Here is a 15,981-nt window from a genome sequence, read left to right as displayed (position 1 = left end):
CGATCGTAGCCCCATGATCGGCTATTGCAGGGATTTCAATACCACCAGCGCATCCTCGAGGACCTCCTCGGGTGCGCGAGCGCCGTCCAGGACCCGCACGCGGGCCGGATCCGCCGCCGCCAGGGCGTCGTAGGCGCCGACGACCGCGGCGAAGAACGCCTCCCCGGCCTGTTCGAGCCGGTCGGTGCCGCTGCGCCGCGCCGCGCCGACCGCCGGCTCGACCCGGACGTAGAGCGTCAGGTCGGCCACGAGGCCCGCGGTGGCGAAGCGATTGAGCTCGGCCACCTCGGCGACACCCAGGCCGCGCCCGCCGCCCTGGTAGGCCAGCGAGGAGTCCACGAAGCGGTCCAGCAGCACGTCCTGGCCGTCCGTCAGCAGCGGCAGCAGGCGCTCGTGGACGAGCTGGGCGCGCGCGGCCGCGTAGAGCAGGGCCTCGGCCCGCGGGTCGACGTGCAGCGCCGGGTCCTTGACGAGGTCGCGGATGCGCTCGGAGACCGCGACGCCGCCGGGCTCGCGAAGGACGACCAGTCCGGGCAGGGCATGCGCCAGCCCCTCGACCAGCGTCGTCTTGCCCGCGCCGTCGATCCCCTCCACCGTGATGAGCCGTCCGCGGTCTGGCATGCCGGGCGCGAGAGTACCCTGGCCCGCGCATGCTCGAGGTCGTCGATCGCCACCCCCACGCCCAGGCGGTGCTGCGCGCCGCGGTGCCGCCGGAGGGCCACCCCTCGCACGCCTACCTGTTCCACGGGCCGGCGGGCGCGGGCAAGCGCGACGCCGCCCGCGCGTTCGCCGCCGAGCTGCTGGCCGAGGGCGCGGCCGACCCCGACGGGGCGCGGCGCCGGGCGATCGACGGCGTGCATCCCGACCTGACGTGGGTCACGCCCAGCGGCGCCGCCGAGATGCTCGTCGGCGACATCGACGAGCCCGTCGTCGCCGCCGCGACCCACACGCCGTTCGAGGCGCGCCGGCGCGTGTTCGTCGTCGAGGGCGCCGACACGATGAACGACCAGGCGGCCAACAAGATGCTCAAGACGCTGGAGGAGCCGCCGCCCTTCGCGCACCTCGTGCTGCTCACCGACAAGCCCGGCAACGTGCTGCCCACGATCGCCTCGCGCTGCCAGCACGTGCGCTTCGAGGCGCCGACCGCGGCCGAGCTCTCCCAGCGCCTGCAGACCCGCCACGGCGTGGCGCCGCTGACCGCCGACGCGTGCGCGCGCCTGGCGCTGGGCGACGCGGGCCGCGCGCTGATCCTCGCGCTGGCCGACGGCCCGGCGCTGCGCGACGCCGCCGAGCGCTACGCCCGCGCGTCGCTGCACCGCGAGCTCGGCACGCGTCCCTGGGGCGCCCTGCTCGACCAGGCGCGCGCCGCCGGCGACGCCGCGGCCAGCGGGGTCGCCCAGCGCGTGGCGCAGGACGCCGAGCTGCTGCCCGACCGCGACGGCCGGCGCCTCAAGCGCGAGGGCGAGACCGCGGCCAAGCGCGCCCACCGCCGCGCGCACGCCCGCACGATCGACCACGGCCTGCAGCTCGCCGCGCTGTGGCTGCGCGACGTCGCCGTGACCGCCGACGGCCTGCCCGAGCTCGTCCACCACGTCGACCGCGCCGAGGAGATCGCGCGCGACGCGCGCGAGGGCGAGGCATCGTCGGCACGGCTGCGCGAGGGCGTCGCGCTCATCGAGGAGACGCGCACGACGCTCATCCTCAATCCCACCGAGGAGCTCGTGCTCGAGGCGCTGGCCTCGCGGCTGCAGCGGGTCCTGAGCCCCTGACTCAGCCGTCGACCACGTTCGTGGCGACGAGCACCAGCAGCGCGGCGCCGAGCACGACGCGGTAGATCACGAAGACCGTCACGGGGTGGCGGGTCAGGTACTTCAGGAACCAGGCGATGGACGCGTAGCCGACGATGAAGGCCAGGAGGGTGGCCAGCAGCGTCGGGCCGAAGCCCGCGCCGTTGCCGTCGCCGACGTCCTTGAGCTCGAAGAGCCCCGACAGCACGACCGCGGGCACCGACAGCAGGAAGGAGAAGCGCGCGGCCGCGGCGCGGTTGAGGCCCAGGAACAGGCCGGCGGAGATCGTCGAGCCGCTGCGGCTCACGCCCGGGATCAGCGCGAGCGCCTGCGCCACGCCGATCGTCACGCCGTCGCGGACGCTGAGCGACTCGACGTCGCGGTCCTTGCGGCCCGTGCGCTCGGCGATCTCGAGGATGAGGCCGAGCACGATGAGCGCGATCGCGATGAGCGTCAGCTGACGGGCGTCGGTCTCGACCTTGTTCTTGAACAACACGCCGAGGACGGCGATCGGGATCGTGCCGATGACGATGCCCCAGCCCAGCCGGGCGTCGAGGGTGCGGCGCAGCTCCGGGTCGCGGATGGAGCGCAGCGTCACCGTGGTGATGTTCCACAGGTCGCGGCGGAAGTAGAGCAGGACGGCGGCCATCGTCCCGAGCTGCACGACGGCGGTGAACGCGGCGCCCGGATCCTCCCACCCGGCGAACGCGGGGACGATGCGCAGGTGCGCCGTGGAGGAGATCGGCAGGAACTCGGTGAGGCCCTGCACGATGCCGAGGACGATGGCTTGGAAGGCATCCATGAGCAGCGGCGCAGGCTAGTGTCTCGGGCGGTCGCAGCACGGCCTCCCTGGACGCCCGGCCAGGGTCGACCGAGCCCTCAGACCGGGCCCAGCGGGCCCAGGTCGGGCTCCGCGCCGCAGCGGTCGAACGCGCGGAAGGCGTGGAAGCGGGGGTGGTCGGGCCCGTGGAAGTCGGCCGAGCCGGTGCTGAGCAGGCCGCGCTCGGCGCACAGGCCGGCGAGCAGCAGCGTCTGCTCGCGCGTGTGCGTGATGTAGAAGGCCTCGACGCCGTCCAGGCCGACGGCGACGAACCGGTCGATCGTGTCGATGACCTCGGCGTCGTGGTCCAGGTCCCAGAACGGGTGGGCCCAGACCGCCACACCGCCGGCGTCGTGGATGACGCCGATCGCCTCGGCGACCGTCGGCGTGGTGCGCCGCCGGAAGGCCCGCGCCCCGGGCACGAGGTAGGTCCCCAGCAGTTGGCCGAAGTCGGCGAGGCCCTCGCGCCGGCAGCGCTCGGCGTTGCCGGGGTGGTCGAACGCCGCCTGCGCGAGGTGCGGTCGCCCGACCGGCAGGCCGGCGGCGCGGCGGGCTTCCAGGGGTGCACGGTCCAGCGCGAAGCCCTCCTGCTCCAGCGCGTCGGCCATCCGGTCGCCGCGGGCGGCCCGGTCGGCGCGCCAGCGCTCCAGGGCGTCCAGCAGCGCCGGGTCGTGGTGGTCGATGCCGTACCCCAGGACGTGCAGGTCCTCGCGGTCGCCGTCCAGGCAGGAGAGCTCGGTCGCGGTCACGAGTCGCAGGCCGTGCTCCTGTGCGGCGGCCAGCGCCTCATCGAGGCCGTCGACGGTGTCGTGGTCGGAGAGGGCGAGCAGCCGGACGCCCGCCGCGGCGGCGCGGGCGACGACCTCGGCCGGCTCCAGCGAGCCGTCGGAGCGGGTGGAGTGCGACTGCAGGTCGAAGGCCGGCGCGGACATCGGGGGACCGTACCCGCGCCGGGATCGTTAGCACGCTAACGGAAGGCGGGTAGCCTGCCGGGCGATGCCCACGGCGACCGATCCGCAGCTCCACGCGTTCCTGGCGGCGTTCGACGACTTCGTCCGCGCCGCCAAGCGCGCCCGCGTGCGCGCGGCGCCCGACGACACGCTCACGCTCGCCCAGTACGACCTGCTCGCGCCGCTGCGCCACGCCGGCGACGCGCTCGGCCTGCGTGAGCTGGCCCGGGCGGCCGGCGTGAGCGCGCCCACCGCGACGCGCATGCTCGACGGCCTGCAGGTCCGCGGCCTCGTGACCCGCGAGCGCTGCACCGACGACCGCCGCGCCGTGCGCCTGGAGCTGACCGACGCGGGCCGGGAGGCGGTCGCCGACTTCCACGAGCGCCAGGCCGAGCGCCGCCGGGCGCTGTTCGCCCAGCTGGAGCCCGACGAGCGGCGCGCCGCCGCGCGCGTGCTGTCGCGCCTGGCCGAGGCCTACGAGGGGGTCCAGGGTTGATGTCGGGCCTGCCGAAGGACCTGCGGCCGATCGCGCTGGTCGTCGTGATCGGCGCGATCATGTCGATCCTCGACGCGACGATCGTCAACGTCGCGCTGCAGACGCTGCGGACCGACCTGCACGTCTCGCTCTCGACGATCCAGTGGGTCAGCACGGCCTACCTGCTGGCGCTGGCGTCGGTCATCCCGCTCACGGGCTGGATGGCGGAGCGCCTCGGCCCGCGCACGGTGTGGATGGCGTCGGTCGCGGCGTTCGTGGTCACCAGCGTGCTGTGCGGCGCGGCCTGGAACGCGGGGTCGCTCATCGCCTTCCGCGTCCTGCAGGGCCTGGCGGGCGGCATGATCATGCCCATCGGGATGATCACGCTGGCCCAGGCCGCCGGGCCCCAGCGCATGGGCCGGGTCATGAGCGTGGTGGGCGTCCCGATGCTGCTGGGCCCGGTGCTCGGCCCGGTCATCGGCGGCCTGCTGGTCGACAACCTGTCGTGGCGCTGGATCTTCTACGTCAACCTGCCCATCGGCCTCGTCGGGCTCGTGCTCGCCTGGCGGCTGCTGCCCAAGGCGCGGGCCGAGGGCCTGGCGTCGGCGGCCGGCCACGCCACGCCGCCGCTGGACAAGCTCGGCCTGCTGCTGCTGTCGCCCGGCGTGGCGGCGGTCGTCTTCGGGCTCAGCGAGATCGGCACCCACGGGACGGTGGGGACCCCGAGCGCGTTGATCCCGCTTGCGGTCGGGCTGAGCGCGATCGTCGCCTTCGTCCTGCGCGCGCTGCGCATCGCCCACCCGCTCGTCGAGGTCCGCCTGTTCCGCGGCGCGGGCTTCAGCGCGGCGGCGGGCACGATCTTCCTGCTGGGCGCGGCGCTGTTCGGGTCGATGATCCTGCTGCCGCTCTACTACCAGCTGGCCCGAGGCGCGTCGCCGCTGGAGGCCGGGCTGCTCATGACGCCCCAGGGCATCGGCGCGGCGCTGGGGATGAACGTCGGCGGCCGGCTGACCGACCGCATCGGGGCGGGGCGCGTCGTGCCCGTCGGGCTCGTCATCCTGGCGGTGGGGACCATCCCCTATGCCTTGATCGGCGGCCACACCCCGTACCTGCTGCTCATGGCCGGCCTGTTCGTGCGCGGCCTCGGGCTCGGCGCGACGATGATGCCGGCGATGGCCGCCGCGTACGCGACGCTGGGCAGCGCCTCGGAGGTGCCGCGCGCGACGCCGATGCTCAACGTCCTGCAGCGCATCGGCGGCTCGCTGGGCGTGGCGATCCTCACCGTCGTGCTGCAGAACCGCCTGGCCTCCAACCTCGGCTCGGGCGCGGGCGGCAGCGCGGCCGAGGCGGGGACGCTTCCCGCCGCGCTGCGCGACCGCTTCGCCGACCCGCTCGGCGCCGCGTTCGCCCACGCCTACGCGTGGTCGCTGGCGGCCGTGCTCATCGCGCTGGTGCCCGCGCTGTTGCTCATGCGCGAGGAGCGCCGGGCGCGCACGCGCGCGGCGGCCGCCGACGGCGAGCCCCAGCCTGCCGCCGCGCCGCCCGTGCCCGCCTGAGCGGCGCCCGGCTCATCTCCGCGCGACGGCGGCCGACGACCCTTGGGTACCATCCGCCACGGTGCTCGTCAGGGCACCCGCGCCGACGTAGCTCAGCTGGTAGAGCACTTCACTCGTAATGAAGGGGTCCGGGGTTCGAGTCCCCGCGTCGGCTCTCGGAGAAGGCCCTGGTAGTCCCGGCCTTCTGGTCTGGGAGGCATCAGCCGTCGGTCGTCTGCGGCTCCTCCGCGGGTACCAGACGGGTACCGATCTGCTCCCGCGCCGTGCGGATCGCCTCCGCGGGATCGATGCGGATGCGGTCGTCGAGGTCCTCGAAGACGTGGCCGTAGGTGTCCCAGGACATGCTGGGGCGGTGGCCGGCCTGGGCGGCGACGTAGAGCACGCTGCGCCCTTCGGCCAGCAGCAGCGAGACGAAGCTGTGGCGCAGGCTGTACGGGGTGGCGTGGTCGGCGCCCGCCGCGGCGGCGGCTTCGGCGAAGGTGCGCCGGGTCCAGGACTTGTAGGCCTCCTGGGTCCAGCGCCGGCCCGTTGCGCTGGGGAACACGAACGCGCTGGAGGATGGGTCGCCGCTCGCTTTGCGCCAGGCGGCCAGGTCCTCGGCCAGCGGCTCGAGCAGCCGCACGGTGCGCCGGCGCCCTGTCTTGCTGGCGTCGACGATCAGCGTGCGCTCCTGGACCGAGCCCCACGTGAGGTCCAGCGCCTCGCCGGGGCGCAGCCCGGCGTAGGCCAGGATCGAGACGAGCGTGGCGTCGCGCTGGGCGAGCTCGGCGCGGATGGCCTCCACGACGGCGGGTGACAGCGGGCGTACCGGCTCGGACTTGGGCAGGCGAGCCTTGCGTGCGACGCGCACCGGGTTGTAGGGGATGCGCCGGGCTTCGGTGGCCCGTTGCATCACGCCGCTGAGGATGGCGATGGCCTTGCGCACCGAGTGCGGGCCGACGCCGGCGGCCAGGCGCTCGCTCTGCCAGCGCGCGATGCGCTCCGGAGTGATGTCGCGCAGCGAGACGTCGCCGAGGTACGGCGACAGGTGGCGGTCGTAGATCAAGGCATAGATCTTGCGTGTGCTGTCGGCCAGGGCCGGAGCGTGCGCCGGAGCCCAGGTGTCGGTGACGTACTCGTCAAGGGTCTCGGTGCCGGCGTCGAGGCTGTCGAGCGTGCCGAGCTGGCGGCGCCGGCGGATCTCGGCCTCGAAGTTCAGCGCGTCCTTGCGCCGGTCGAAGGTCTCCGCGCGGTTGCGGCCCGCCTCGCGCCAGCGGACCCGGTAGCGCGTCGTGCCGTTGGCACGGACGACCCTCTCGACGCTCATGCCGACCTTCCGACGGTCGGGGCGGGCGTGGACGCGCGGCGTGTATGGCCGCCCGTAGGCTGCTTGTGCATCGAACCTCCTGTGTTCGGTGCCGGCCCCCGGGACGTTCCAGCGTCGCCGGGGGCACTTTGATCTGGATGAGCCAAAGCTACATCGGAGTCTGGACGGCGGCCAGGGCACGGGTCATCGGACCGATTGCACGGCTGCGACGACGATGCGGTCTGGGTCCGTCGCTCGTGCCGCGCGGCGGTGCCGGCGCGGGGGAGACCTCGAGCCATTTCGCCACGGCGTCGGTGGTGATGAGCCAGCGTGCGCCGCGCTTGCGTGCGCGCAGCTCGCCGCGACCGATGGCGTTGCGCACGGCCTTGGGACTGAGCCCCAAGCTCTCGGCCAAGGCGGCGACGGTGTAGGCGGGGCGCTCGTCGTGCCGTGCACGAGGGATCCGGCCGACGAGCCGTGACGCCAGGCGCTCGGCGAGCGCGTCGAGAGCCCGGTCATCGAGTGCATCAACAAGAGCGAGCGCCAGCGTGGCGGGGTCGGCGCTCACCGCACCTCGAGCTCCCTGACGAACGGCCGGGCCGTGTCGTGAAGCGTTGGACCGACGTAGGTCATCGTCACCAAGGCGATTGCGCGTGCGCTGACCCGCACGTCCCGCCCGCCACGTCGGCCGGGCCTTGCTAGCACGCTAGCTATCTCGCTATCTACCTAGCTTGTATAGGCCACCACCTTGATCGCCCTGGCCCTCGCCCGCCGGTTCCAAGCCATCAACGTCGCCCGGTTGCCTTCCGATTTCACGCGTCTCGCCAAGCCTGCCGTTTCTGCCTTGATCGGTGCCGGTTCTTGTTGCCCGTCCCATCTTCGTCCGCGTCTCCGTGCCCGCCCTCTCTCGATGATCTGTTCCTTGTCTTCTGCTGTGTTCCGTCTGACCTGTCTCCCCGTCCTGATCTGTCCTGGCCCACCACCGCCAGCCCGTGTCCTCGGTCCTCTTGTCCTGGGAGGGAGTCCGACCACCCGAGCCCGCTCGTCTCTGTTCTCATGGAGGGCGCGGGTGGTCGGGGTCACGACCAGGCCCGAATTCCGCATGGCTATCGGGCGTTTGGCGGTGGTGGGCTCACCGTCAGACGAAAGGGATCAACGAAAGGACAAAGCAGTGCTTGGCGGCCTGGAGAAGGCAACGAGGAGGGCGGCACATGATCGCGCGCCGGGCCTGTCGCGCATGCGACGGTCAGGTCCGGATCCGGCTCTCGCGATCAGCAGAGTGAGGCAGACGTAGGAGGCCTAGGGACGGGACGGGAGTGTCTCGCTAGGGGCGGACGCGCTGCGTGCGGCACCGCGGCGCATGCAGTCGTCGGAGACGCAACACGTTCGGAGCGGCCATGAGGGCGAGACCTATCCCGCCGACGAGCGTTCCCAGTCCGCGCTGAGCGGCTTCCAGAAGCCCCAGATCGGCATCATCGTCTCGCTGTCGACGGCGAGGCATTGCTGGCATTTGACGACGTCCGCCCAGCCCTTAGCGCCGAGGACGGGATACGCCGCCAGATCTGGCGCGCCACACGCGCGGCACGTGCCCTCACGGGGCTCTCGGGTCACGTGGAGGAACGGCTCCTCCGGACGCGGGAAGAAGATCGCCATCTCAGGCCTCCGCCTTCAGCTCGGTGCGACGGGCCGTCGTGGCGGCCTCATCGACGGTCAGCGTCGTCGGATCGATCACGACGCCATAGTGCTCCCGTGCGCCGTCGATCGAGACTAGCTCGTCCTCGACGTCGCGCTGGACCCGGACCGGATCCCGCTCCAGCGGGCTGCCGTAGCCCGCGCCGCCGGCCACCTGCATCACGATGACCGACCGGGCTGGGATCGAGCGATTCGCCCACTTGCCGGTCCGGAACTCACCGTGCTCGACGTCGATCGCTCCGGTGGCGACGTCGACCATCCCCGAGATCACGGTGCCGCGTGGCTGGGAGCCTCCGTCGTGTGTCGATGGCGCATCGTCCCCAGGCGCGGGGTCAACGAGGCTGATGAACGCTGAGTGCCCACCGGCACCGCCGAACACGCCTTTGGTCCGGTGGCGGATGTGCTCGAACGAGGCGCTGGCGGTGACGTCAACCAACGGCATCTCCTCCCAGACCATTGCCGGGCCGCCGCGGAACGTCCCCGCTCCCGCGGTATCCGGGACGAACTCCTTGCGCAGGATGACGATGGGATAGAACTCCTCCTCGATCTCATACGAGAGCTCGAGGCAGTTGCCGATGATGTGCAGGCTGTAGGACAACCCATCGTGCGTGGCGGTGCCGCCGAACGGACCGAACGGCACCTGGAAGCAGACGAACGGGGCCGGCGTGTCGCCGCGCGTGTCGAGGCCGCCGAAGCCGATGGTCGGGATGTCGTCGTAGCTTTCGCCGACCGCCATGTCGGGACGGGCGTTGGCAAGGGCCTGCTGGACGGCCGTCGTCAGCTTGCACGTCGGCAGCAGGTGGCCCTGGGTGTTGGCCGCGGGCGGCAGCGCGTGCACGATCGAGCCGGCCGGCAGGACCATGTCGATCGGGCGGAACAGCCCGGCGTTGGTGTCGACGTCGGGCAGGATCATCGACTTGATCGCGATGTGACCACCGGAGGCGACATCGCTGGACTGCCCGTTGGCATTGCCCACCGACTGGCGGGCCGATCCGGACAGGTCCAGCTCGATGCAGTCACCGCGCTTGCGCAGGGTGGCCTTGACCAGGTGCTCCTCGTCGACGATGCCGTCGTCGTCGATGGCGTCCTCGCCCAGGTAGTCGCCGTCCGGAAGCTCGGCGATCGCCGCCCGCATGCGCCGCTCGCCGTAGTCGAGCACGTAGCGCATGGCGTTGACGAACGTGTCGCGGCCGTACTTCTCGACACTGCGCCGAATCGCCTGCTCGCCCAGACCGAGCGTGGCCACCTTGGCCTGCAGATCGTTGAGGCTGATCTCGGGGATGCGCGTGTTGTCGAGAAACAGGTCGAACGTCGACTTGACCTTCTTGCCCCCGCGGAACAGCAGCCGCGGGCTGAGCCGGATGCCCTCCATCCACATGTCGGTCGCGTAGCCGGGGCTGAACCCGCCGGGCACCGGGCCGCCGATGTCGACCCAGTGGGCGTCGGTCATCGTGAAGGCGATGATCTCGTCGCCGACGAACACGGGCCGCGCGCAGCCGATGTCCATGACGTGGCTGCCGCCCCGGAACGGGTCGTTGTAGACCAACACGTCGCCGGGCTCGAGGTTGTCGAGCCCGAACTCCATGATGTTGTTGCGCGCCTTGTACTGGAAGGTGAAGAAGTGGATCGCGCACCCCTCGGCCGAGGCGAGGAGGTCGAGCTGCAGGTCCTGGTCGGGCAGCCACGGCGAGGCGATGCCGACCGAGAAGTCCTGCAGGTCGCGCACAACCGAGCTGAACGCCGACACCGTGAGGTTCCACGCCATCTGACTGCAGGTGTTGATGAGCGAGTGCCGGATGACCTCGCCGGTGGTGAGGTCGATGTCGAAGCGTTCGCGGATGTCCTCCGCTGAGGCCACGTAGCGGTTGGTGCCGCCGGTGATCTGTTCGGTCGCCATGGTCGGTCCTCAGCTCTCGATGGTCAGGACGCAGTTGCCGTGCGCGTCGATCCGGCAGCGATCGCCCGGGGGGACGAGCACGGTGAAGTTCTCGTTGTGCAGGACGGCGGGGCCGGCGATCTCGTTGCCGGCCGCCAAGGCCTCCATGCGGTAGCAGGCGGCGTCGGCGGTGACGGCGTCGAAGTCGACCTCGCGCCGGCCGAGCAGGGCGTCGTCCGGCGGCTCGATCGTGCCGGTCGCGATCTCCGGAAGCTGGGCGCGAGCGCGCTGGCCGTAGGCCACGGCGCGTGCCGTCAGGATGCGGATGCCCATGTCCTCGATGCGATAGCCGCGTAGCAGCTCGTGGGTCTGGTGAAAGCTCTCGACGAGCGCCTCGATCGCGCCGGTGGCAGGGAGTTCGCCGATCGGCGAGCTCAACTCCCACGACTGGCCGAGGTACATGCCGTCGAAGCTGAGGACGACCGAGCTGTCGGCGCGGGCGATGTTGTGCTGGCCGACGGTGTGCAGGGCCCGTTCGGTGAGCTCGGCGAACGTCCGGCGCAGCCCGTCCTCGTCGAGCCCGTCCAGCACGCCCATGATGGGCTCGGTCTCCTCGGTGGTGAAGTCCGCTTGGGCCAGCCCGTAGGCCGAGAAGCCGCCGGCCAGCCCGGGCACGACGACCTGTCCCACGCCCAGGTCGCGGGCGATCGCCGCGGCCGGCACGGGCCCGGCCGCGCCGAAGGCCAGGAGGGTGTAGTCGCGGGGGTCGAGCCCGCGGTACATCGTCATGCGCCGGATGAGCTCGGCCATGTTCGAGTTGGCGACGCGCCCGATCACCCGGGCCGCCTCCTTGACGTCGACGCCCAGGGGCTCGGCGATGGTGCGCATGGCCTCCTCGGCCAGGTCGGGGCGCAGCGCGATCTCACCCCCGAGCGACTGCTCGGGCGACAGGATGTTCTGCAGCAGCCAGGCGTCGGTCACCGTCGGCTCCTCTCCGCCCTGCCCGTAGCACGCCGGCCCCGGGTTGCCACCCGCGCTCTGGGGGCCGACGTGGATCCCGCCGGCCGGATCCAGCGACGCGATGCTCCCCCCGCCGGCTCCGATGCTCGACACCTCGATGACCGGCAGGGTGGTGATGATGTCGTGTTCGAAGACGAGCTCGCGGGCCATGACCATCGCGCCGTCGGTGATGATGCTGACGTCGGCGCTCGTGCCACCGAGGTCGAAGGTGATGAGGTTGGGCAGGCCCAGCAGCTCGCTGTAGCGCTTGGCGGCCAGCACCCCGCCCACCGGCCCCGACCCGAGCGTGAGCACCGGCTTGGTCTTGGAGACCTCGCCCGTGGTCATGCCGCCCTGGTTGGTCGCGATCCAGATCGGGTTGGTGTAGCCGTCCTTGGCGAGCCGATCCTGCAGCCGTGTGACGTAGCGCTCGGTGATCGGCCGGATGTAGGCGTTGAGCACGGTGGTCATCGTGCGCCCGTATTCCTTGGGGTACGGGCAGGTCTCCGAGGAGATGTCGACGGGCAGATCGGGGTGCTCAGTCGCGATGAGAGCGCGGATCTGCTGCTCGTGCTCGGGGAACTTGTAGGAGTGCAGGAGGCAGACGGCGATGCTCTCGACGCCCTCGTCGACCATGCCGCGCACCTGCGCCAGCAGATCGTCCCGCGCCGCCTGGTCCAGTGCGAACAGCACGGTGCCGTCGGCCAGCACGCGTTCCTTGACCGGCCGGCGGAGGCTACGTCGGACGATCGGGCGCTCCTCGTGCGGACGCTGGTAGCGCGGGTCGACGGTGGCCTCCACCGGCCGCCAGGCGCGGCCCGTGTCGAGGAGGTCGCGGAAGCCCTCGGTGTGAACGAGGCCGACCTTGGCGCCCCGGCGCGTGATGATCGCGTTGAGCCCGATCGTCGTCCCGTGGGTGATCGAGTCGACGTCTGCGCCGGTGACGCCCGCCTTGCCGATGCCACGGACGAAGCCCTCGGAGGGATCGGGCATGGTCGTCGGTGACTTGTGGGCCGACACCCGCCCCTGCGCGTCGCTGAGGATCACGTCGGTGAACGTGCCTCCGGTGTCGACTCCGATCAGGACCGCTGCAGCGGGGGCACTGGCCATGGTCTCTCCTGTCCGACGTTCGCCCAGCGGAACATCACGGCGACCCACGCCGCTCACAGCATTCCGACCGGTCGGTTTCCTGGGCGGCGACCCTCCCACCTCCGGTGGCCGCTGTCAACTCGAGGTGTCGCGGAAGGCGTTACCCAGGGTCGCCGGGACCGGCGGATCGCGCGATCGCACGGATGCGATCCGGGCCGACGCCGACCGACAGGAGCGCCATCCGGCCGAGCTGGTCGGCGATCTCCTCCGGCCGGCGGCGCCCGTCGGGGCGGTACCACTGGTAGGCCCAGATGCACGTCCCGAGCACCCCCAGGGCGGCGACGTCGGCGTCGGGCCCGACGGAGAACTCGCCAGCCGCGATTCCCCGCGCGACGATGTCCTGGAAGCGCTTGGTGAACACCCGACGCTTAGCCAGAACAGCCACCCGGACGTCGCCGGAGAGGCCGTGACGCTCGCGGTAGAAGACCCGCACGTGCTTCTGGTACTCGATGCATATCTGCGTGATCGCCGAGGTGACGTGCCACAGCTGCTCGGTGGGCGAGGAGAACTCGGCCAGCGCCCGGTCCTGCTCGACCGTGACCAGGTCCAAGAACGCGTCGTGAAGGATGCGCAGGGCATCCTCCTTGGTGCGGAAGTGATGGTAGAACGCGCCTTTGGTCAGTCCGGCCCGCTCGACGACGTCCTGGATCGACGTCTCGCGGAAGCCGCGCTCCGCGAACAGGTCCAGCGCGGCCTCCATGAGGAGCTGCCGCGTCATCTCGGGCGCGTACGACCTCGTGGGCTTCATCGGTGCGGATCGTAGCCACGGGGCTGGGCGAACCTTGACGACATCGGCGGGCCGGCCATACATTCCGGTCGGTCGGAATGTCCCCCACCAGGAGCTGATCGACACCGTGACGGACCCAGCGACACCCCCGGCGGCGATGTCGATCATGCTGCACCGGCGCGCGCTGCGGGAGCCGGACCGAGTGTTCCTGCGGTTCGGCGACAGGTCGTGGACCTACGCCGCGGCCGCCCGCGAGGCCGCCGCGTTGGCAGGAGCGCTCAGCCGTCTCGGCGTCCGGCCCGGCGACCGCGTCGCCTTGATGCTCCACAACGCGCCCGAGTTCGTGTTCTGCGCCCTCGCGGTCTCCTGGGCGGGTGCGGTCGAGGTGCCGGTCAACACCGCGCTCAAGGGCGACGTGCTGCGCCACCAGATCACCGACTGCGGCGCCCGCCTGTTGGTCGTGCACGCGCCACTGCTGGCTCGCCTGCTGCCCGTGCTCGACGGTCTCGAACCCGTGACGGTCGTCGTCGTCGACGCTGCGGACGAGGAGTTGCCGGCCGGATGCGAGCGGTTCGAAGCGCTCGACACCCCCGCGATGCCCGACCCGGTGGTAGCCGACGCCGCGACGCTGTCGGCGATCATGTACACGTCGGGCACGACAGGTCGGGCCAAGGGCGTCGAAGTCACGCACGGCCACGCGCACCGGTTCGCCGAGGACTGGATCAGGGCGGTCGGCTACACACGTGACGACGTCCTGCTGACGCCGCTGCCGCTGTTTCACAGCATCGCCCGCACACTCGGCGTGCTTCCAACGTTGATGGCCGGTTCGCAGCTCTGCGTCGTCGAGCGGTTCAGCGCCTCGCGCTTCTGGGACCAGGCCCGTGCCGTCGACGCGACGATCGTGCACGGCATCTTCGGGATGGTCCCGATCCTCCTCAACCAGCCCCCGCGCGCGGACGATCGCGATCATCGGGTGCGGCGGTTCTACATCGGCCCGAGTGCCCTGTCGGCGGCGTTCTTGGAGCGATTCGGCTGCGAGGTCATCGAGGTCTACGGCGCCACTGAGACCGGCGTCGTCACGCTCTTCGAACCGGGGGAGGAGGTGCGGGCCGGCTCGTGCGGTCGCGCCAACGCCCGCACCTATGACGTCGACGTCGTCGACGATCTCGACCACCCGGTGCCCGACGGCACCGTCGGGGAGATCGTCGTGCGCTCACGCGATCCGTGGACGCTGCTGACCGGCTACCACGGCCGGCCCGAGGAGACGGCAGAGGCGTTTCGCAACCTGTGGTTTCACACCGGTGACTACGGGCGCCGCGACACCGACGGCTCCTTCACCTTCGTCGACCGCAAGAAGGACGCGATCCGCCGCCGCGGCGAGAACATCACCTCCGCCGAGGTCGAGAGCGTGGTCAACGCCCACCCGGCGGTCCAGGAGAGCGCGGTCATCGCCGTGCCGTCCGATCTCGGCGAGGACGACGTCAAGGCCTGCGTCGTGCTTGGGCCCGGTGCGGAGCTCGACATGGCCGAGCTCATCGCGTTCCTCGACGAGCGCCTGCCCTACTTCATGGTTCCGCGCTACATCGAGATCCTCCCCGAGCTGCCCAAGACCGCCAACGAGAAGGTGCAGAAGGTGCAGCTGCGCCAGATGGGCGAGCGCGGAATCACGGCACAGACCTGGGACCGTGAGGCGCACGGGATCACTGTGACCCGCTAGAGCGGGGTCGGACCTCGCGGGTACCAGACGGGTACATCCGCGGAAATCAGCGCGGGCAGGGCGGGTCCTCGCGCCGGCAAAAACCGCGCAGAATCAGGCCTGAGCGTCCACTCACGGCCCGCTGTGACTACCCATTGCGACGCTCGTAATGAAGGGGTCCGGGGTTCGAGTCCCCGCGTCGGCTTGGCACGAGGTGCTCGACGCGGCGCGGCTGTGCCGACGACATCCGAGGCGGGTCGGTCGACGGCTCGCCCTTCGGGCCCGAGGACGCCAGTGGCGGTCGGACGCGCGCTGCTGCGCCTGCCGATCAGTCGTGACGGTCGGCGGCGGCGGGCGGGTGCACCCACGCGTGCTTGCGTCGCTCCCACACCGATCGCGTCGGCGGCGGGAACGTCGGATCGGCGAGTGCGCCGACCGGGATCGCCACCTCGCCCTCGTCCGTCGCATACCAGACCGTCGATCCGCAGATCGGACAGAACCAGTAGGACCGCGGCTGTCCGTCGTCGGAGACGCGCTCCCACTCGCGGAACTCCCCCGAGTGGCTGAACCCGACGCGGCTGAACCGCGCCTGCTCGCCGAACGCGCTGCCGGTGCGTCGTTGGCACGAGAGGCAGTGGCAGATCGACACACGCTTGGGCTCGCCCTCGACGAACGCCTGCAATTGCCCACAGCGGCAGCGCGCCTCGCGTCGGCTCATCGCGCGAAGGTACCCGCTCGTCCGGATCCCCAGGCGCACGGCGCGCCCCGGCGCAGCAGCGGAGCCCGGACCGGGCGTCGTGGCGCCGGGCCACGCTCCGTCACCGCGGGCCGAGGGGGCGTACGCGGCCATCGCCGGCTACGCGCCCCGCCACGGGTGGTCGATCCTCGTGCCCCCGCTGAGCCGGCACGGCAGTGTCCAGACCGCGGCGCCCGGCCCCGGCCAGGGCCGCGCTGACCTGTGGACGGCGC

General features: G+C 71.7%; 14 protein-coding genes and 1 tRNA gene. 5 read left to right on the top strand and 10 right to left on the bottom strand.

The genetic code is table 11. The features are described from left to right. Nucleotides 1–21: 21 nt before the first annotated feature. Nucleotides 22–621 (bottom strand): dTMP kinase, encoded by a 600-nt coding sequence (tmk, locus tag FSW04_RS00425; protein ID WP_146915107.1) that lies wholly within the window; start codon nucleotides 619–621, stop codon nucleotides 22–24. 29 nt (nucleotides 622–650) lie between these two features. On the opposite strand from tmk, the gene FSW04_RS00420 reads away from it, so the two are divergent. Continuing rightward, nucleotides 651–1,769: a DNA polymerase III subunit gene (locus tag FSW04_RS00420; RefSeq protein ID WP_146915105.1), complete on the top strand. Its 1,119-nt coding sequence runs from the start codon at nucleotides 651–653 to the stop codon at nucleotides 1,767–1,769. 1 nt (nucleotide 1,770) lies between these two features. Here FSW04_RS00420 and FSW04_RS00415 read toward each other — a convergent pair whose 3' ends face one another. Together FSW04_RS00415 and FSW04_RS00410 are read right to left on the bottom strand one after the other, a co-directional pair. Next, a complete protein-coding gene (locus FSW04_RS00415) occupies nucleotides 1,771–2,589 on the bottom strand; it encodes an undecaprenyl-diphosphate phosphatase (protein WP_146915103.1) in 819 nt (272 codons plus the stop codon). Nucleotides 2,590–2,666: 77 nt separating this feature from the next. Beyond that, a complete protein-coding gene (locus tag FSW04_RS00410; RefSeq protein ID WP_146915101.1) occupies nucleotides 2,667–3,539 on the bottom strand; it encodes a PHP domain-containing protein in 873 nt (290 codons plus the stop codon). 64 nt (nucleotides 3,540–3,603) lie between these two features. On the opposite strand from FSW04_RS00410, the gene FSW04_RS00405 reads away from it, so the two are divergent. From FSW04_RS00405 to FSW04_RS00395, 3 genes are all read left to right on the top strand, one after another. Beyond that, nucleotides 3,604–4,053, top strand: a complete 450-nt coding sequence (locus FSW04_RS00405; RefSeq protein WP_146915099.1) for a MarR family winged helix-turn-helix transcriptional regulator — start codon at nucleotides 3,604–3,606, stop codon at nucleotides 4,051–4,053. Beyond that, nucleotides 4,053–5,588 (top strand): DHA2 family efflux MFS transporter permease subunit, encoded by a 1,536-nt coding sequence (locus FSW04_RS00400; protein WP_146915097.1) that lies wholly within the window; start codon nucleotides 4,053–4,055, stop codon nucleotides 5,586–5,588. The genes FSW04_RS00405 and FSW04_RS00400 overlap by 1 nt, the downstream gene beginning before the upstream one ends. Nucleotides 5,589–5,669: 81 nt before the next feature. Then, nucleotides 5,670–5,742: transfer RNA gene (locus tag FSW04_RS00395), tRNA-Thr, on the top strand. A 45-nt stretch (nucleotides 5,743–5,787) separates the two neighbouring features. Here the strand turns inward: FSW04_RS00395 and FSW04_RS00390 are convergent. The 6 genes from FSW04_RS00390 to FSW04_RS00365 form a co-directional block, all read right to left on the bottom strand. Next, the gene (locus tag FSW04_RS00390; protein WP_146915095.1) at nucleotides 5,788–6,894 is read right to left on the bottom strand and encodes a tyrosine-type recombinase/integrase; all 1,107 of its coding nucleotides are present in this window, start codon (nucleotides 6,892–6,894) and stop codon (nucleotides 5,788–5,790) included. A 148-nt stretch (nucleotides 6,895–7,042) separates the two neighbouring features. Beyond that, nucleotides 7,043–7,441: a helix-turn-helix domain-containing protein gene (locus FSW04_RS00385; RefSeq protein WP_146915093.1), complete on the bottom strand. Its 399-nt coding sequence runs from the start codon at nucleotides 7,439–7,441 to the stop codon at nucleotides 7,043–7,045. 842 nt (nucleotides 7,442–8,283) lie between these two features. Beyond that, nucleotides 8,284–8,526, bottom strand: coding sequence for a hypothetical protein (locus FSW04_RS00380; RefSeq protein WP_146915091.1), 243 nt, complete (start codon nucleotides 8,524–8,526; stop codon nucleotides 8,284–8,286). 1 nt (nucleotide 8,527) lies between these two features. Beyond that, nucleotides 8,528–10,462, bottom strand: a complete 1,935-nt coding sequence (locus tag FSW04_RS00375) for a hydantoinase B/oxoprolinase family protein (protein ID WP_146915089.1) — start codon at nucleotides 10,460–10,462, stop codon at nucleotides 8,528–8,530. A gap of 9 nt (nucleotides 10,463–10,471) precedes the next feature. Continuing rightward, nucleotides 10,472–12,550, bottom strand: coding sequence for a hydantoinase/oxoprolinase family protein (locus FSW04_RS00370; protein ID WP_146915086.1), 2,079 nt, complete (start codon nucleotides 12,548–12,550; stop codon nucleotides 10,472–10,474). A 139-nt stretch (nucleotides 12,551–12,689) separates the two neighbouring features. Further along, nucleotides 12,690–13,337 carry a TetR/AcrR family transcriptional regulator gene (locus tag FSW04_RS00365; protein ID WP_187369113.1) on the bottom strand — a complete coding sequence of 216 codons (648 nt, stop codon included), beginning with the start codon at nucleotides 13,335–13,337 and terminating at the stop codon, nucleotides 12,690–12,692. A gap of 106 nt (nucleotides 13,338–13,443) precedes the next feature. On the opposite strand from FSW04_RS00365, the gene FSW04_RS00360 reads away from it, so the two are divergent. After that, a complete protein-coding gene (locus FSW04_RS00360) occupies nucleotides 13,444–15,033 on the top strand; it encodes an AMP-binding protein (RefSeq protein ID WP_187369112.1) in 1,590 nt (529 codons plus the stop codon). 307 nt (nucleotides 15,034–15,340) lie between these two features. On the opposite strand, the gene FSW04_RS00355 is transcribed toward FSW04_RS00360, so the two are convergent. Further along, entirely contained in the window at nucleotides 15,341–15,730 is a 390-nt protein-coding gene (locus FSW04_RS00355; RefSeq protein WP_146915080.1) for a GFA family protein, read from the bottom strand. Between the last annotated feature and the right edge of the window lie 251 nt (nucleotides 15,731–15,981).

The sequence above is a fragment of the Baekduia soli genome (genome assembly GCF_007970665.1).
GTDB classification, from domain to species: Bacteria; Actinomycetota; Thermoleophilia; order Solirubrobacterales; family Solirubrobacteraceae; genus Baekduia; species Baekduia soli.
The sequence above is the reverse complement of the archived record's forward strand: the minus strand, read 5'-3'. Positions and strand labels throughout refer to the sequence as shown.

Bases quoted from the DNA above. Each gene is read 5' to 3' on its own strand.
- tmk (WP_146915107.1), bottom strand. From the start codon at position 621: ATGCCAGACCGCGGACGGCTCATCACGGTGGAGGGGATCGACGGCGCG.
- FSW04_RS00420 (WP_146915105.1), top strand. From the start codon at position 651: ATGCTCGAGGTCGTCGATCGCCACCCCCACGCCCAGGCGGTGCTGCGC.
- FSW04_RS00415 (WP_146915103.1), bottom strand. From the start codon at position 2,589: ATGGATGCCTTCCAAGCCATCGTCCTCGGCATCGTGCAGGGCCTCACC.
- FSW04_RS00410 (WP_146915101.1), bottom strand. From the start codon at position 3,539: ATGTCCGCGCCGGCCTTCGACCTGCAGTCGCACTCCACCCGCTCCGAC.
- FSW04_RS00405 (WP_146915099.1), top strand. From the start codon at position 3,604: ATGCCCACGGCGACCGATCCGCAGCTCCACGCGTTCCTGGCGGCGTTC.
- FSW04_RS00400 (WP_146915097.1), top strand. From the start codon at position 4,053: ATGTCGGGCCTGCCGAAGGACCTGCGGCCGATCGCGCTGGTCGTCGTG.
- FSW04_RS00390 (WP_146915095.1), bottom strand. From the start codon at position 6,894: ATGAGCGTCGAGAGGGTCGTCCGTGCCAACGGCACGACGCGCTACCGG.
- FSW04_RS00380 (WP_146915091.1), bottom strand. From the start codon at position 8,526: ATGGCGATCTTCTTCCCGCGTCCGGAGGAGCCGTTCCTCCACGTGACC.
- FSW04_RS00375 (WP_146915089.1), bottom strand. From the start codon at position 10,462: ATGGCGACCGAACAGATCACCGGCGGCACCAACCGCTACGTGGCCTCA.
- FSW04_RS00370 (WP_146915086.1), bottom strand. From the start codon at position 12,550: ATGGCCAGTGCCCCCGCTGCAGCGGTCCTGATCGGAGTCGACACCGGA.
- FSW04_RS00365 (WP_187369113.1), bottom strand. From the start codon at position 13,337: ATGAAGCCCACGAGGTCGTACGCGCCCGAGATGACGCGGCAGCTCCTC.
- FSW04_RS00355 (WP_146915080.1), bottom strand. From the start codon at position 15,730: ATGAGCCGACGCGAGGCGCGCTGCCGCTGTGGGCAATTGCAGGCGTTC.